Annotated in this window: 13 protein-coding genes; 4 read left to right on the top strand and 9 right to left on the bottom strand. The window is 69.9% G+C overall.

Going from position 1 to position 14,806, the window contains the following annotated elements; all coding sequences use genetic code 11:
* Window positions 1-99 precede the first annotated feature (99 nt).
* The 4 genes from WME97_RS08480 to WME97_RS08465 form a co-directional block, all read right to left on the bottom strand.
* A complete protein-coding gene (locus tag WME97_RS08480; protein WP_437551003.1) occupies window positions 100-591 on the bottom strand; it encodes an HNH endonuclease in 492 nt (163 codons plus the stop codon).
* A gap of 351 nt (window positions 592-942) precedes the next feature.
* Window positions 943-2,061, bottom strand: coding sequence for a hypothetical protein (locus tag WME97_RS08475; RefSeq protein WP_437551002.1), 1,119 nt, complete (start codon window positions 2,059-2,061; stop codon window positions 943-945).
* 78 nt (window positions 2,062-2,139) lie between these two features.
* Complete coding sequence (locus WME97_RS08470; RefSeq protein ID WP_437551000.1) at window positions 2,140-2,718, bottom strand: hypothetical protein; 579 nt, start codon at window positions 2,716-2,718, stop codon at window positions 2,140-2,142.
* A gap of 10 nt (window positions 2,719-2,728) precedes the next feature.
* Window positions 2,729-2,953 (bottom strand): hypothetical protein, encoded by a 225-nt coding sequence (locus tag WME97_RS08465; protein WP_437550998.1) that lies wholly within the window; start codon window positions 2,951-2,953, stop codon window positions 2,729-2,731.
* A gap of 401 nt (window positions 2,954-3,354) precedes the next feature.
* On the opposite strand from WME97_RS08465, the gene WME97_RS08460 reads away from it, so the two are divergent.
* Window positions 3,355-4,116, top strand: a complete 762-nt coding sequence (locus tag WME97_RS08460) for a phage integrase N-terminal SAM-like domain-containing protein (RefSeq protein WP_437550996.1) — start codon at window positions 3,355-3,357, stop codon at window positions 4,114-4,116.
* A gap of 906 nt (window positions 4,117-5,022) precedes the next feature.
* Window positions 5,023-5,961: a hypothetical protein gene (locus tag WME97_RS08455; RefSeq protein ID WP_437550994.1), complete on the top strand. Its 939-nt coding sequence runs from the start codon at window positions 5,023-5,025 to the stop codon at window positions 5,959-5,961.
* Between the two features lie 28 nt (window positions 5,962-5,989).
* Here WME97_RS08455 and WME97_RS08450 read toward each other — a convergent pair whose 3' ends face one another.
* From WME97_RS08450 to WME97_RS08435, 4 genes are all read right to left on the bottom strand, one after another.
* The gene (locus WME97_RS08450; protein ID WP_437550992.1) at window positions 5,990-6,580 is read right to left on the bottom strand and encodes a Uma2 family endonuclease; all 591 of its coding nucleotides are present in this window, start codon (window positions 6,578-6,580) and stop codon (window positions 5,990-5,992) included.
* A 237-nt stretch (window positions 6,581-6,817) separates the two neighbouring features.
* Window positions 6,818-7,615: a cytochrome P450 gene (locus WME97_RS08445; protein WP_437550990.1), complete on the bottom strand. Its 798-nt coding sequence runs from the start codon at window positions 7,613-7,615 to the stop codon at window positions 6,818-6,820.
* A gap of 127 nt (window positions 7,616-7,742) precedes the next feature.
* Window positions 7,743-11,426: a serine/threonine-protein kinase gene (locus tag WME97_RS08440; protein ID WP_437550988.1), complete on the bottom strand. Its 3,684-nt coding sequence runs from the start codon at window positions 11,424-11,426 to the stop codon at window positions 7,743-7,745.
* 88 nt (window positions 11,427-11,514) lie between these two features.
* The gene (locus WME97_RS08435) at window positions 11,515-12,558 is read right to left on the bottom strand and encodes a hypothetical protein (RefSeq protein ID WP_437550986.1); all 1,044 of its coding nucleotides are present in this window, start codon (window positions 12,556-12,558) and stop codon (window positions 11,515-11,517) included.
* 41 nt (window positions 12,559-12,599) lie between these two features.
* On the opposite strand from WME97_RS08435, the gene WME97_RS08430 reads away from it, so the two are divergent.
* On the top strand, window positions 12,600-13,100 hold the full coding sequence (locus WME97_RS08430) for a hypothetical protein (RefSeq protein WP_437550984.1): 501 nt from the start codon (window positions 12,600-12,602) through the stop codon (window positions 13,098-13,100).
* Between the two features lie 19 nt (window positions 13,101-13,119).
* Here WME97_RS08430 and WME97_RS08425 read toward each other — a convergent pair whose 3' ends face one another.
* Window positions 13,120-14,007, bottom strand: coding sequence for a GNAT family N-acetyltransferase (locus WME97_RS08425; RefSeq protein WP_437550982.1), 888 nt, complete (start codon window positions 14,005-14,007; stop codon window positions 13,120-13,122).
* 338 nt (window positions 14,008-14,345) lie between these two features.
* Here WME97_RS08425 and WME97_RS08420 point away from each other — a divergent pair, with 338 nt between their 5' ends.
* Window positions 14,346-14,621, top strand: a complete 276-nt coding sequence (locus WME97_RS08420; protein WP_437550980.1) for a hypothetical protein — start codon at window positions 14,346-14,348, stop codon at window positions 14,619-14,621.
* Window positions 14,622-14,806 lie beyond the last annotated feature (185 nt).

Below are 14,806 nucleotides of genomic sequence, written 5' to 3'. Positions count from 1 at the left end.
ACCGAGAGGTGCCACGTCCAAGTCCCTGATTTCCATGCCGTTTCCTCCGCTCTGGCGCGAGGGAGGGGGGTCAGTTTTACTGTCGCGCGGGGGTCATTATTACTGACGCTCTACACCTTCGCTTGTGATTCCCCCGAGGATGTTTCTCCCCCCGTCGCGTGTCTCAATTACGAGGCGGCCATCTGGGCTCCTTCCAATCGACGTCCCTTCCTTCTCAAAAGCAAGACGAACAACACCATCCTTGCCTCGCATGCCGACCACAGCGCGATCTGGTAGTAGCATGTTCCCAAGATCAGTCTCAAAGTCGCGGCCGGCGGCATGGTTGCAGTCGTCGCATTCATCGAGCGTGATGACCGATTTAGCGCCCAAAAGTTCGGGCAGCACGTGAGCCACCGTCTTGAACTTCGCTTCCGGACGTGTGCGCCCGCACAGGCTGCAACGGCGTGGTGAGCGCGTTCCGAGTGGCGGCAAAGGCGTATCGAGGTACCCGAAGTCGTTCCAGCAGAAGATCGGCTCGTAGTTGTCCTCGAAGTTGAGAGTCTCAGTGAGAGGGCCATCACGCTCCGCAACCCGAATGAATGCGGTTTTCACGAACAGGCGAATCTCATCCTTCTCTGCGGCGAGCCAGTTCGCGACAGCGTCTTCGTTCGGCTGGTCTCGGGATCGAAAGTAGGCGCGGACGCGGACGCGTTCCTCAGAGAGGAAGAGAAGCGGATGCTTGCGGAGTCAATCGAGTTTCATAGGTTTTTTCAGGCTCTTCCACTTTCGCTGGAGCGAGGAACGCTTCTGCTCCGCAGCTGGAAGGCGTCTGTGGTCTGCTCAACGACCTGGCGGTCACCCGCGGGGCGCCGTGCCGAGCTTGCGAGGCTCGGCGCACCGTCGGGTGCAGCGCCTTGTTGGGCGGTGCGGCTGCTCCGGCGTGCTGGGGAAGGTCGCACCGGTTCAGCATGCTGTGCCCGTCGCGGTTTGGATCTCCATTGCTCTCAGCACTCCTGTGATCCATGCAACGAGATCGGCCACCACGGCATTATTGGTTGCTGCGAGCCGTTCCAGATCAAGCGGTTGCCCTGCCCAAACCTCGGCATACGCGCCCCCTCGGCGGTAGTCCCAATAGCGATCGCCGAAGGTCTGTGAAGCCACTTCCTGGGCGCGTCCGTGCCAGGCTGCAACTTGGGCCTTGCCCTCGAAGAGCAGCCCGGTGCGCAGAGTGATTTTTCCGTCCTGTTCATCAAGATATGCCTCAGCCCACACGTGCGCAGAGGGCATGCCTAGCAACTTGGGGGTGGGCCACCAGAACTCGAGATAGGTCGAGACCGGAGTCCAGGTTTCGCCCCAGCGGCTCGCGATCTTCATCCAGGGCTCGCCATTGCCACATCCGAGAGCGGTGCGCAAAGCGGAGGCCACGTTCGAGAAGAAGGTCTCCTGCGCGTCGTGCTGGGCCTCCAAGTCCTTCAGCCAGGACCGGGCCTCACATGCAACGCGCGCCATCCGCTTGGGATCAAAGGTCGCTTTGGTAATCATAAGCTCGCTCCGCTGTTTCAGGTATTCGATCACCCAGTCCAACACCAACCGCGTCACGTCGTTTCGCGTCTCGTTCGTGGCGACGATACGGCACCAATCCGCAACCGCCTTCCACGATCCGTGAACGAACAGCACGTCCGGATAGGTCCCCGCCACGCGCGTCCACCACTGCGGCGGCGACATATCGGGTGTGATGGCCAGCATGACCCTTCTGGCGCTGGAGTGCACCGCGCCGAAGGAGTCGAGGTGGTGTTTGATCTGCTCTTCATTAAGCGTGTTCGGAACGATCTTATTCTCGAACAGCACGACCGTCCCATCCGGGATCTCGAAGCGTGCGTCTGGTCTACTCGTGGGACCGACAACTTGGAATTCGACTTCGAGGGGACCGACCGCGTCCGGCATGTTCGCACCGAGCGCCCGCAGCAATTCCACGAGCAGGGAGGCGTCGCCGGCGGCGAATGCGGTTCCCAGGGCGTAGGTCACACGGTCCTCGCCCTCGCGCTGCGCCACGATGAGAAAAGGGTTGGGAATCACGGCCATCAGTCTGCCCTCCGTGCCGGAGTCGTTCCTAGCCTGCGTGGCTCGGCGCACCGCGTCGGTGACACCCAGCGCATCCGCCTACCCCACCGGCGCCCCTTGCCAAATCACGTCCTCAGGACGACTCCCAACCGCCTGCTCAGCCGCGCGCAACTCCTCGAGCTTCTCAGCCAATCCCGCGTTCAGTCCCAGCGCCGCCGCAAGCTCCGCGACATTGTTCTCTCCGACCCTTTCGGAGACGAACGTATCGAGGCGCGTGATCTCCTCGGCCGCGGGAAGGCCCAGCGCCATCGCCCACGGCTGGAGGGCTGCGTGCCAAGCCTTCCGCTTCCCCCGGGTGCCCTTTTCGGCGGCACGCGCGATGGCGATCAACCGGTTCACGACGGGTTCGACGTACCCGCGCCTGAAGCCTTGACGCAATTCGTCAAGCCGATCAAGCCGCTGGTGCCACGCTCGGGTTTCCGCCTTCAGGGTGAGGCGGAGGCCTCCGATGCCGGGACGCATCTGATGGAGCGAGTACCGCTCGTCGCACACGCGGCATGCGATCGACGTCACGATGTCGTCCGGCACGTACATCTTGTTGTACTCGATCCGCTCGATAATGATCGACCCCTGTCCGCAGGGGCAACGAACTTCGTGCTCTACCGACCTCTCCGCCATTGGTCGCAACCTAGCTCGCAAGATCGAAAATTACGCGACCTTGCCCGGCGTTCGCGATGCGCATCAGCTGATCAGTAGTCTTGCGGCTCGCACCCTTGACGATCACTACGCCACCAGACTGTGCCGCTGCACCTGCGATCGCTACGAGCTGATCACTCATCTTATCCGCATCGACGATTACACCGCCGCCCGCCGCAACGACACGAACGATCTGGTCGGTCATCTTGCTGGTCATCAAATCTCCTCCTCTGTTGGTACCGGGTCCTGCGTAGCTCGCCCGAGTGCTCGCCCAACGTCGCAATCAGCTGTGATGCACGACATATCTACGTATTTCCCCATGTAGGCCGCGAAACGTGGCACCCTATCTCCATATTCCCGAGGATAAGTCGCGACCCGTCATGGCCTATCTCCGTGATCCCGCAGATAGGCCGCCGCTGCGTAACTATGTATTCCCGTTGCTAGGTCTCGGACGGCGACGGCGTGTCGTCGCGCAAGATTCGCGCCGACGGCTGGGTACCCCGGGCGACCAGAGCCCGGTCGACGTATCCCCCGGTCGCCGCAACTCGCGCCCGCCTCGCGCCGATAAGGGCCAGTGCGGGTCCGACGAACCGTCCCTACGCACGCAGGACCATCCACATGACTCTCATCGAAGCCGTACGCGCCACCATACGACGCCTGCATTACTCTCCGCACACCGAAGAGGCAATTGTCCACTGGATCCGGCAATTCATCCGCTTCCACAGCGGCAAACACCCAGGACAGATGGGCGCGGAAGAGGTCACGACCTTCCTTGACGAGCTTGCGATCGAACGCCGCACCGCGGCATCCACGCAGAACCAAGCGCTGTGCGCGCTCCTCTTCCTTTACAAGCGGGTTCTCGACCTGCAGATACCCCGGCTCGAAGCGCTCGAACGCGCACGCCGGCCGGAGCACCTCCCCTCGGTCCTCTCGCGGCAGGAGACGCTCACCTTGCTCGAACACCTCGTCCTGCCTTTTCGGCTCATCGGCGAGCTCCTTTACGGAAGCGGGCTCGGGCTCCTCGAAGCACGTTCGATTCGCGTCAAAGACGTTGACCTCGATCGATGGCAAATCATGGTGCGCCGCGGGAAGGCGCAGCACACTCGGTCGGCCTTGCTCCCCACTCGAGTGCGCGACGAGCTGCACGCACAGCTCGACTCCGTGGCGCGGCGGCACGAGAAGGAGCTCGCGGCGGGTCGCGGCGAGGTCGACCTGCCCCACGCCCTCCGAGGGAAAATGCCAGGAGCAGCCACCAGCCTCGCCTGGCAATATCTCTTCCCCGCCTCTCGCCCTTCCACCGATCCAGCGACTGGCCGACAGGTTCTCTACCACGTGCACGAATCGGCAGTGCAACGAGCCGTGCACGATGTCGGACGCTGACCGCCGCCTCAGCGTGGAGCGCCTTGAGCCCCGACCCCACCCCGTCGTGCCGCCCCCACTCATCGTGGAAAGGTAGCGTACCTGACGGTTGCCCCGCCTTGTCAAGGAGATCAACACGTGATCGCGCGGGCTCCACACCGGACGACGATGCACGAGATCGCCGCAGCGCTTGCGCTCCCAAGGCCGACGGTGGCCACGCGGATCCCCCTCGCCGGCCGCCTCGTCGCCCGCTCCCTCCCCCGCCGGCGGAGGTGGCCGCGATGATCCGCGCCGAGCAGAGCGCCTCCGCGAAGGCACTGGCGGAGCTCCCCGCGCCCCTCGCGGCGCCGCGGATCGCCCCTACCAAGAAGGCTCCATGAGCGGCGCCGCCGACAGCCCCGCCGCCGCCACGCTCATGGACGTACCGACCGCCCCGGGGGGCCTCACGCTGGTCGACCTGGTGATCGGCATGCTCGATGCGGCCTCGCGCGTGCTTGGCCTGGACGGCCAGCTGGAGTTCGGGCGCCTGACGCGTACGCGCTCGCGCAGCGGACCAAGCTCGCGCTCCACGATGCGCAGCGGCTGCTCGCCGCCATCGAGTTCGGCCGGCGCGTCCACGCCGCGCGCTCGCGATCGGCATCCCCCTCGCCGATCGGATCGGCGCCGGACACGAAGGGCAACATCACGGCGTCGAGCCGGAGGTCCGCGCCGTCCGCGTAGACCGCGACGACGGCGAGCGCCGCAGGTGGGCCCCTGTCGCACGGGCATGACACCCGGCGTCGCGCCTGCATGACAGCGTCACGACGCCGTTCCACGTTGCTCGCTCCTGATGGGCTGAAATCCGGGCGATCCGCGCCGTGCGCGCGCAGGCACGGCCAATGCACAGCTCGGAATGCGCAGGGGATCTCACCAGAGATGGAGGCGGGTATGTTGAACGATAGGCGCGTTCTGGGTGTTTTCGTCGCAGCTACGCTGCTCGCGGCAGGCTGCGCGGTCGAGGCGGGCGATACGGGGCAGGTCTCGGAGGAGGCGTCCGCGAGCCAGGCCTCGCACAGTTTCGGGCGGGAAACGCCCCAGGAGAGCGCCGGCGACCAGCCCGCTCGGGCCGTCGAGAGGCTCGAGAGCAAGGTGCTGAATCGATTCGTGGTGCCGCGTGTCGGGACGGTATCGCTGATCGACGAGGATCCGAGCAGCGCGGCGCCCCAGATCGGCGTCCTCGTCGTCTCTTCACCCGAGGACGACAAGCTCATGCCGCTCGTCCACGAAGACGGGACCGAGATCACGCCGCTCGAGTACCTGCTGAGCGCCGACGCCTCGGCCGACGTCGCGCCGCGGCTCTTCGAACAGCACGTCTCGATCGCCGGCGGGACACGGATGCTCTCCGTGGTCTACGACGCGGGGCCGGAGGTGACCGCCGGGAGCTGCACAGCGGCGTCGTGGCAGAGCTACTTCGACAATGAGGCGCTCTCGTTCGGCGGCGTGGACGATTCCGAGCACCTCCCGAGCATGACAACGTCATTGCCGAGCTGGACGGCCAGCGGCTACCTGGGCAAATACTCGCGCATCGTCGCGGGGGCGTGCTTCGTCAGCCAGGGCGACGGCAACGACGACCTGACGGTGAAGATGGAAAGGCGCGTCGGCGGAAGCTGGCAGACCGTGAGTGGAACGCAGGTCACGCTCAATACGACGATCAACGGCGGCAAGGATCGCTATCTTTACCTGAGCGGCTCGTCTTGTTATGACCACGAACGCCGCATCACCGTCGCGGGGCGCCCCCCGGGTGGCATCTACCCGCCGGACAAGTTCCACCTCTCGGGCGCGTGGGGAGGGCAGGCGAACGGCTGCTGGATCGAGTCGGGCGGCTGACGCGCGCCCGCCGCTACGCCTTCCGCGGTCACCTCGCCCAGAGCACCGCGAGATCGAGCTCGACGGCGTCGAATGGCTCGATGCGGACGCGGGCGGCGTCGCGGTGAACGACCGCAGGTCCAAAGCGACGCTCCGCGCCGAGCACGTACACCTCCAGCGTCCGCTGGATGGGGTCGACCAGCCACGCGTGCCGCACGCCCTCGCGCGCGTAGATCGGCATCTTCTCGTCGCGGTCGACGTCCTCGGTGGAGGCGCTCAGGACCTCGCAGATCCAGTCCGGCGCGAGCGCGAAGTACGCCGTCTCGGGCAGCTCGGGCATGCGCTCGCGGCGCCAGCCGGCGATGTCCGGCACGAGCGCGTCGATCTCACCAGGCGCGTGCGGGTCGGGGAAGTGCATCTCGGGCTCGTCCAGGATGATCCAGCCACCCGGACCGCCGCGCCCACGCTGGAAGGGGCCGATGAGCTCGGCTCCCAAGCCCGACGACGTCCATGCATGCTTCGGCGCCGGGCGGGGGAACACGTGCAGGGTGCCGCGGACGAGCTCCGCCACCTTGTTCGGCGGGACGGCCTCGAGGTCGGCATACGTGGCGCGGCGCTGCTTCTCGGCGGGCTGACCCATGACGGAAGCCTGCCCGTGGGCAGGCGGCGGGGCAAGGCGTTGAGAGCCGCCCGTCGCTCACCCTCGCCGCGGTCGGAGCGCCCGCGTCAGCGCCGCGATGCCTCGGGAACGCCACCTGTAAGCCGTGCTGACCGGCGCGTCTTGCTGCTCGGCCACGTCCTCAATCGACATCTCGAGGAACGCGCGTGCGCGCGCGAGGAGCCGGTGCAGGGTCGTTCGATCGACGCCAGGCCGGATTCAGTGCAGGAGCACAGGCAGCTTGTCCGGCCCGTGCGCGACGGATTCCTTCGCGCCATACATGAAGATCGGCCGCTCGTCGGGGACCGCCCGGAGGCCCGGGAAGCGCGCGAGCAGCGCCTGGAGGCCTACCCGCGCCTCCATGCGCGCGAGCGGCGCGCCGACGCAAAAGTGGGCGCCGCCGCCAAATACGTTCGCCGCGGGCAGCGGCTTGCGATCGATGTCATAGACCTCGGGCGAGGGATAGGCGGTCTCATCATAGTTGCCGGCGATGCCTGCGAGGCAGACGACCGTTCCCGCGCTCAGCGCCTGCTCGTCGAGCTGGACGTCACGCTCGACCATTCGCAGCGTGCCAAAGGAGCTCGGGCACCAGCGCATCCCCTCCTCGATCGCGGCGGGCAGCAGCGAAGGATCTCGACGGACCCGCGCCAGCGTGTCCGGGTGCGCGAGCAGGGCATGGATGGTGTTGGCGACCAGCCAGCTGGTCGTCTCGTAGCCGCCGAGTATCAGGCTCAGCACGATCTGCTGGCACGCCTCGATCGTGTCCATCTGCTCTGCCTTCAGGGTGCGGAGGATCTCGCCGAGCAATGTGTCGCTGGTGTCTCTGCTCTCGTGCTCGACGACCTCCGTGATCAACCCGAGCGTCTCCCCGTATGCCTTCTGGCTCTCGGCCACGGCGGCGGGGTCGTGCATCCGGATGAGGCCGCGGAGCATCGTCCGGACGCGCTCGTCGGTCTCATGGAGCTTCTCCGCCGGGAAGCCGAACAGCTCGCCGATCACCCGCCGCGGCAGCTCCATCGCGAAGTCCTCCAGCAGAGCGACGCGGGGCTTGCCCGCGAGCCGTTCGACGACCTGCTCGCTGATCGGGCGGACGAATCTCTCCTCACTTCTCGCGCCGGCCGTGGCGCCCGAGCCGACGATGCGATCACCCCTCGTCGAGCCACGCCGCCATCTCCGGCAGGAGGCCCCGCAGGAGGCCGATGACACGCGGGCTCGACGCGCGCACCTCCCCGACGAGCCGCCGGCGCTCCGCCTCGAGCTTGCCGAGCTGCGCGCGGCGCAGCGCCGCCCAGAGGCGCGCGCCGGCGGCGATGCTGTCGTCGCCGTGCTCCTCGGCCACGCGCCGGGCCTCCACCGCGTCCTCGAGGGCGTCCCCCACCCGCTCCAGCTCCCAGTGAATCTCGGCGCGCCGGAGCAGCGTCAGCGCGTGGTATCGGTCCCCCCGCGCCCGCTGGAGCTGCTCGGCCTGATCCGCGCTCTCCAGCGCGGCGGCGGGGCGGCCCGCCCGCGTGAGCGCCGCCGCCAGGAGCGAGAGCGCCGCCGCGCGGAGCGCGGGGTCCCCGTCCTGCGCCGCGAGCTCCGCGGTCCGCCGCGCGACCTCCGCCGCCTCGGCGGCGCGCCCCTCGCGCATCAGGAAGGCCGAGAGGTTCTGCAGGAGCAGCCGGAGCTGGCCCCGCATCCCCTGCTGCTCGGCCTCGGCGACGAGCCTGCGCAGCCGCTCGATCGCCACGCCGGTCCGCCCGAGCTCGGCCTCGAGCACCGCGAGATCGCCCCCGATGTGGACCCTGTGCCACGCCGAGGCCAGCGGCGCCGCGATGGCGAGCGCGCGCTGGAGATCGCGCTCCAGCAGCTCGTGATCGCGGCGGTTCTGCGCGTAGTTCAGCTCGCACCGGAGCACGCGGGCCGCGAGCTCGGCCGCGGGTCCCGCGCCCGCCGCGAGCTCCACCGCCTCGCCCGCGAGCTCCATCGCGCGATCCCCGGCGGCCACCCCAGCGAGCGCCATCCGCGCCTCGCAGCGGAGCGCGGCCTCGCCGAGCGCGTCCGCGTCGGCGAGCAGCCCCGGATCGTCGGCCCCCGCCTCGCTGAGCCCGCGCGCCACCTCGAGCCGGTGGATGCGCCGGCGCACGTCGAGCGGCCCGCCGCGCGCCACGACGGCGTGCTCCGAGAGGCGCGCGAGCCGCCGGCTCGCCTCCTCGAGCTTCCGCCCCTGGATGAGCGCCCGGACCGCGTCGATCTCGAGGCCGGCGCGCGCCTCGGGATCCGCCGCGAGCGCGGCCAGCCGATCCGCGAACGCCGCCGCCTCCTCGAAGAGCCCCGCGGCGGCCGCCTCGGCCATCGCGCGGCCGAGCCAGCGGCGCGCCTCGGCCACCGCGCCGAGCCGCTCGTAGCCCGCGCCGAGCAGCCCCGCGTCCACGCGCCCCTGCGCGCCCTCCGCGAGCGCGTCGAGCAGCGCCCGGTGCAGCCGCTGGAACCACGGCCGCCGCTGCGTCAGGTGGAGCGCCGCCTGCCGCAGCATCTCCTGCGGGAAGCTGTACTCCTGCGCGTCGCCGGAGGCCGTCAGCACGCCCGCCCCGCCGAGCGCCTCGAGCGCCGCCTCGGCGCGCTCGTCGTCCCCCACGACGCGCAGGAGCACGTCGACGCCGAGCCCGCCGCCGCAGAGCGCCACCGCGGCGAGGGTCCGCAGGGCGCTGCGCTCGGCTGCGCTGTCGGCGGCGAACGACGCCACCCGGGCCTCGAGCAGATCGGCCACGCCGGGGACCTCCCCCCGCAGGGCCCGGTCGTCCGCGGCGCAGAGGCTCCCGTCGCGGAGCGCCAGGGCGCCGCCCTCGTGCCACGCCATGAGCGCGTGCACGATGTAGAAGGGCACGCCTCCGGACGTCGCGACCACGGCCCGCTCCAGCGCGGGCGCGAGCGGGGCAAGCGGGGCAACGAGCGCCGCGGCCCCGCCCTGCGTGGCCTCTGGATGCAGGCCGCGGCCCACCGCCTGCGCGAGCTCGGCGGCGGCCTCGGGGTCGAGCGGCGCGAGGCCGAGGTAGGTCACCCCGGGACACACCCGCGCGCGCACCTCGCCCAGCAGGGCGCGCAGGGGCGCGGGCCGGCTCGGCTCGCTGCGCGCGGCCGCCATCACGAGCAGCCGGCCCTGCGCCTCCGCGGCGGCGCGCCGCAGGAGCAGCTTGATCAGCTCCAGCGTCGCCGCGTCGGCCCACTGCAGATCGTCGACGAGGAGCAGCAGCGGCTCGCGGGCGCTCGCCCGCAGCAGCGCGTCCTCGATGGCCTCGACCGTGTGCGCTACCTCGTCCGCGGAGGGGAGCAGCGCCGGCGACAGCGCCCGCTCCAGCGCCGCGGGGAGCGCGCGGAGCTCGGGGAGGTCGCTCTCGCCGAGCTCCTCGGCGGCGCGGCGCAGCGGATAGAACGGGCTCCGCCGCTCGGGCAGGCACCGGAGCCGGACGACGTGGCGCAGGTCCCATCCGGTGCGCTCGACCGCCGCATCGAGCAGCCGGCTGCGCCCGATCCCCTGGTGGCCACCCACCACGATCCCGCGCACGCGGCCCTCCTGCGCGGCCTGCGCAGCGCGCGCGATCACGTCGAGCTCGGCTCGCCGCCCGAGGAGCGGCGGCCGGTCGTCAGGAGGCGGCCGCGCGGGGCGGTCCTCCGGCGACGGCCGCGCGGGGCGATTCTCCGGCGACGGCCGCGCGGGGCGGTCCTCCGGCGGCGGACGCGAGAACCGGTCGGACCCGCGAAGTGGAGGCTGCGACCCTTCCTTGCTCCCTGGCGGGGCGAGCTCCGGATCGAGCGCGGCGAGGATGCGATCGAGCTCGCGCGCGACCTGATCGGCGTGCCGGGGGCGGCTCTGAGGATCCAGGGCGACCAGCGTCGCCGTGAGGCGAGAGAGGAGGCCGGTCGCCGTCGTCGGATCGGGCACGAGCGCCTCGAGCGGGGGAGCCGGTCGCCGCGGCACGAGGAGCCAGTGCGCGGGCTCCCCGCTGCGCTGCTCGAGCTCGGCGGGGAGGCTGCCGGTCCTCAGGCGGAAGATCAGGACGCCGAGCGCGTAGAGATCGCTGGCGGGCGTGGCGGACTGGCCGACGGCACACTCCGGAGCGATGTAGCCGGGTGTGCCCGCGAGCACGGAGCCCAGCTCCCGGACACCGCCGGCGACCGCGGGCACGCTCAAGGTCATGGTCGCGCCCGCCGGCTCCTCGGCCAGCACCGTGCCCGAGTAACCGTCGACCGCCACGGTGGGCGGCGGCCCGGTGGGGGCGGCGAGCCCCCGCTCGACCCAGCTCCGCGCATTTCCCCCGGAGATCCCGAAATCGATCAGCTTGTAGGCGCCCGACCCGCGGACGACGTTGGCGGGCTTGACGTCCCGATGGACGAGCCCGGCGGTGTGCACCGCGGAGAGCGCCCAGGCGACGGCGGACGCCGCTTCGAGGACGGCGCGCTCGGGGAGGCGGCCTGCCTCGCGAGAGAGCTCATCGAGGCTCGTGCCGGCCACATACTCCATCACCAGGCCGACAACGCCGAGGGCGTCGTCGCGCTGGAACGAATAGAACCGCACGACGTTCGGGTGCTCGACCCGGCAGAGCGCCTGCGCCTCGTCGAGAATCGTGTCTCGCCACGCGGCCGTCGCGTCGGGGGAGCCCGCGAGCTGCTCGGGTACGAAGAAGAGCTTGATGGCGACGTCGCGGAGCTTCCTGCCTTCGTAGATCTCCTCGGCCAGCCAGACCGGCGCGAACCCGCCGCTGCCGAGCTGCCGGACGAGCCGGAAGGGACCGAGGCGGGCGCCCTGCCCGAGCGGGGTTCCGGTGGGATTCGGCGACGAGCTGGGCATCCGCCGCCGAGCATATCCTAGCCACCGCGGCGCTCCCGCAGGAACCGGTCGTACACGCTCTCCCTCGTCCGCTCGTGCGCGGGCGCCGTCAGGGCACGATCTCGCGGACGCTGCCCTTCTTGTACAGGAGCCCGTCGGAGCCCACCCCGTCGCTCCGGAAGTAGACGCTGATGTTGGGCTTGCCGGTCTCCGAGCCCTCCCGTGTCGGCTCCCGCGTGAGCTTCATTGCGGGATCGATGCCCGGCCGACAGGGCTCGCCTCCCACGCCGAAGTCGGTCCCCTGGTCGACGTGCTCGTGGATCTTCACCCAGGTGCCTCCGCTCGCGCCGTCGGTCTCGTCGATCCAGAGCTCCTGCTTCACATCGCCGTTCGGCAGGTCGTAGACGAGCTGCTTGTACCCGATCCATACCTGCTCCGGCATGCCGCCTTCCCAGTACGTCTTGCCGAGGATGGCCGAGGAGGCGGGGTGATTCGTCTCCTTCTCGAAATCGATCTTGCCGTCGTAGCGCATGCGGGCGGCGATCCCGCGCGTGTCGCATTTGTTGACGTCCTCGTCGCCGATCGTGCCGTGGTTGGTGCGCGTCATGGCGACGAGGCCGCCATAAGGTGTCCCGTCGTCGGCGGCCCGCAGGAAATACATCGTCACCTCGACGTCGCGCCACGGGTCGGCGAGCGCGGGGTCGTGCACGTACATCCGCGGGACGCGGCCGCTGATCTTGAGAATGCCCTGGCCGTCGGTGTCATAGGACGCATCGCCGTGGTCGGCGTCGAACCAGGCGTCGGCCGGGTCGATCCCCGAAAAGGTGCGCGCGACGCCGTTGTCCCAGGTCGAGAACCACGCTTTGCCGGAAGGCAGCGTGGGCCGCAGCATCGCTATCCCGAACCTGTCGAGCTGCCCCTCCTCCCCTCCCCCGGCGCCGGCCGAGCTGGACGCCTCTGCGCTGCTGGATGCGGACGACGCCTCCGCGCCGCCGCCATCGGGGCCGTTGCCACCGAGACCGTTGCCGCCCACCCCACCGCCGCCGCCGGATTGGCTTCCTGACGCAGGGACGTGTTCGTCCGCGCAACCGGCGCTGCTCAAGCCGACGGCAGCCGACGTGATAGACATCGCGATCGTGAAGAAGACTCGCACGCCCGTCTTCATAACATGATCTCAACAGTTCTGCGAGGCCCTTGGAGGCGAGATACCGGCAGCGACGCACCTACCAGGCGCATTACGAAAACAGCTCCGTTTCAGTTCGACAATTGGACCTCTCATCGTGCTTCGAGCGGCAGCCGCTCGACGAGTTCGCCCGCTGGGTGGCGCCGCGCCGGCCGCTTGAATGGGTGCTGTCCATGCTACAGTACCTGCCCATGTCGACGACGGCCCGTGAGGAGCTCCTGTGGCGGTTCGCCAGGACCGGCGATCCCGAGATCGACGCGCGCCAGGACCGCATCCTGGAAGTCCTGCTCACGGCCAATCCCAAGATGAAGCAGCGTCTGGTCGACGAAGGCCGCCTCGAAGGCCGGCTCGACGAGGCGCGCGCGGCCCTGCGCCGCGTGCTCGCGCACCGGCAACTCGCGCTCACCCCGGAGGATGCGGCGCGCATCGAGGCGTGCACCGAGCTCACGACGCTGGAGCAGTGGCACGCGCAGGCGCTCACCGCGTCCAGCGCGCAGCAGGCCCTGCGCTGAGCGCCGCCGCCGGCGCTCCTCAGCACCGGAACGGCCGTGGCAGCATCAGCGTCCCTTCCGGAAAGGGCCCGCGCACCATGAGCCGCGACGCCCCCGCGCCGCCGATGGCATCGTCGCCGTCCACGAAGACGTGCGGCTCCGCCGTCCCCGCCATGCCGAGCGCATCCGGGCACGCGAAGAGCTCCACGCGCCGCACCGGCGCCGGCAGCCGGCGGAGGATCTCGTCGAGCGGCGGCAGCTCCGCGGCCACGACATCGTAAAGGCACAGGACATTGCCGGCGATCTCCAGGGAGACGATGGCGTCGAGATCCTCGGCGTAGAACAGCGGCCGATGCAGCTCGTTGACCACGAACACCGCGGCCGGATCGGTGACCCCCAGCTTCGTCGAGGCAGGCGCGCGGCGCGACGCGAGCCGCTGGAAGATCGCACAATCCTCCTCGTCGGCGAGCCGGAAAGGCCGCATCGGCCGCCGATCGAGCCGCGGCGCGGCCCCTGCGACCACCTTGTGCTCGCCGACGACCCGGAAGCCGAACGGCTCGTAGAGCTCCGGCTGCGCCGTGCAGAGCAACGCCGCCGGATACCGCTCGTCGCAGAACGCGAGCGCCGCCCGCATGGCAGACGCGTAGTGCCCCCGCCGGCGGTGCGCCGGATGCGTGCAGACCGCGTGGATGCAGCCCACGTCCGTCGGTCGCCCGTCCAGCACCATGGCGAGGCACAGCACGCTGACCTGGCTCACCGGCGCGCCCTCCACCGAGGCGACGAACGGCGTGGTCACGTCCTCCCAGGGGGCGCCGAGCGCGCGCGCCCGCTCGATGACCTGCTCCAGACCGGGGAACACCGTGTCCATGAGCGCCATGAGCTGCGCGCGGAGGCCAGGCCCCGACCAGGATCTGCGCGATGTCGTCATTCCGTGCCCCTTCTGGCCACCTCCCCATATCACGTGCCAGCGCGATAGACGCGCCATCTGCGTGCGTCGCCCGCGAGGCAGGGCAGGAGTAGGCCGACATCCGCTGGAAGACGCAGAGCGCTCGATCCATGGCGACACAGAGAATCAGCGCTTCGAGAGAACAGGAAGACCAGCGCTCCGGCTCTCCGCTCCTCTCCGCGCCTGCCGTATCTCTGTGGCTCGACGGCCCACGCTCTGGCCCAAGTCCCCAGTTCCAGCAGGATTGCGCCTCCGGGGCGCGCGCCCTAAAAAATCCTCAACTGCATCGCTCTGCGGGGCGGTGTGCCAAGGGGGGAACCATGAAGAATACGCTCGGCGCGCTGATCCTCGGCGCGCTCTCGCTGTCCGCCGTGCTGTCCAGCAGCGATGTGGCGCAAGCCCAGGACAGGGGTCGTCCGCCACGCGGCTCCTATCTCCAGACGTGCAGGAACGTCCGGACGGAGCGAGGCACGCTGTTCGCCCGCTGCGAGGATCGGAGGGGCAACTTCCACAATACACGGATGGTGGACTGGAGGAGGTGCAGAGGAGACATCGAGAACGACAACGGCCGGCTCCGCTGCTCCCGCGGCCGCTGACGCGCGCCGTTGCCGCGCGCCGTTGCCGCGCGCCGTTGCCGCGCGCCGTTGCCGCGCGCCGCGCAGGGCGCCCTCCGCGAGGTGGGCTCCCTCAGCGACGAGGAAGCGGGGCCCCCGCCGGGCTCCGCCTTTCCTCGACGGCCACGACGTACGGCGGGTACCAGACGAGGTCCCGGCGTCCGCTC

This window comes from Sorangium sp. So ce367 (assembly GCF_051520455.1).
Classification (GTDB): domain Bacteria; phylum Myxococcota_A; class Polyangia; order Polyangiales; family Polyangiaceae; genus Sorangium; species Sorangium cellulosum_B.
This window is presented reverse-complemented; position numbering and strand designations above follow the sequence as displayed.

Excerpts from the sequence above, each read along its gene's own strand:
- WME97_RS08475 (WP_437551002.1), bottom strand. The coding sequence starts at position 2,061 with ATGGCCGTGATTCCCAACCCTTTTCTCATCGTGGCGCAGCGCGAGGGC.
- WME97_RS08470 (WP_437551000.1), bottom strand. The coding sequence starts at position 2,718 with ATGGCGGAGAGGTCGGTAGAGCACGAAGTTCGTTGCCCCTGCGGACAG.
- WME97_RS08465 (WP_437550998.1), bottom strand. The coding sequence starts at position 2,953 with ATGACCAGCAAGATGACCGACCAGATCGTTCGTGTCGTTGCGGCGGGC.
- WME97_RS08460 (WP_437550996.1), top strand. The coding sequence starts at position 3,355 with ATGACTCTCATCGAAGCCGTACGCGCCACCATACGACGCCTGCATTAC.
- WME97_RS08455 (WP_437550994.1), top strand. The coding sequence starts at position 5,023 with ATGTTGAACGATAGGCGCGTTCTGGGTGTTTTCGTCGCAGCTACGCTG.
- WME97_RS08450 (WP_437550992.1), bottom strand. The coding sequence starts at position 6,580 with ATGGGTCAGCCCGCCGAGAAGCAGCGCCGCGCCACGTATGCCGACCTC.
- WME97_RS08445 (WP_437550990.1), bottom strand. The coding sequence starts at position 7,615 with ATGGAGCTGCCGCGGCGGGTGATCGGCGAGCTGTTCGGCTTCCCGGCG.
- WME97_RS08440 (WP_437550988.1), bottom strand. The coding sequence starts at position 11,426 with ATGCCCAGCTCGTCGCCGAATCCCACCGGAACCCCGCTCGGGCAGGGC.
- WME97_RS08425 (WP_437550982.1), bottom strand. The coding sequence starts at position 14,007 with ATGACGACATCGCGCAGATCCTGGTCGGGGCCTGGCCTCCGCGCGCAG.
- WME97_RS08420 (WP_437550980.1), top strand. The coding sequence starts at position 14,346 with ATGAAGAATACGCTCGGCGCGCTGATCCTCGGCGCGCTCTCGCTGTCC.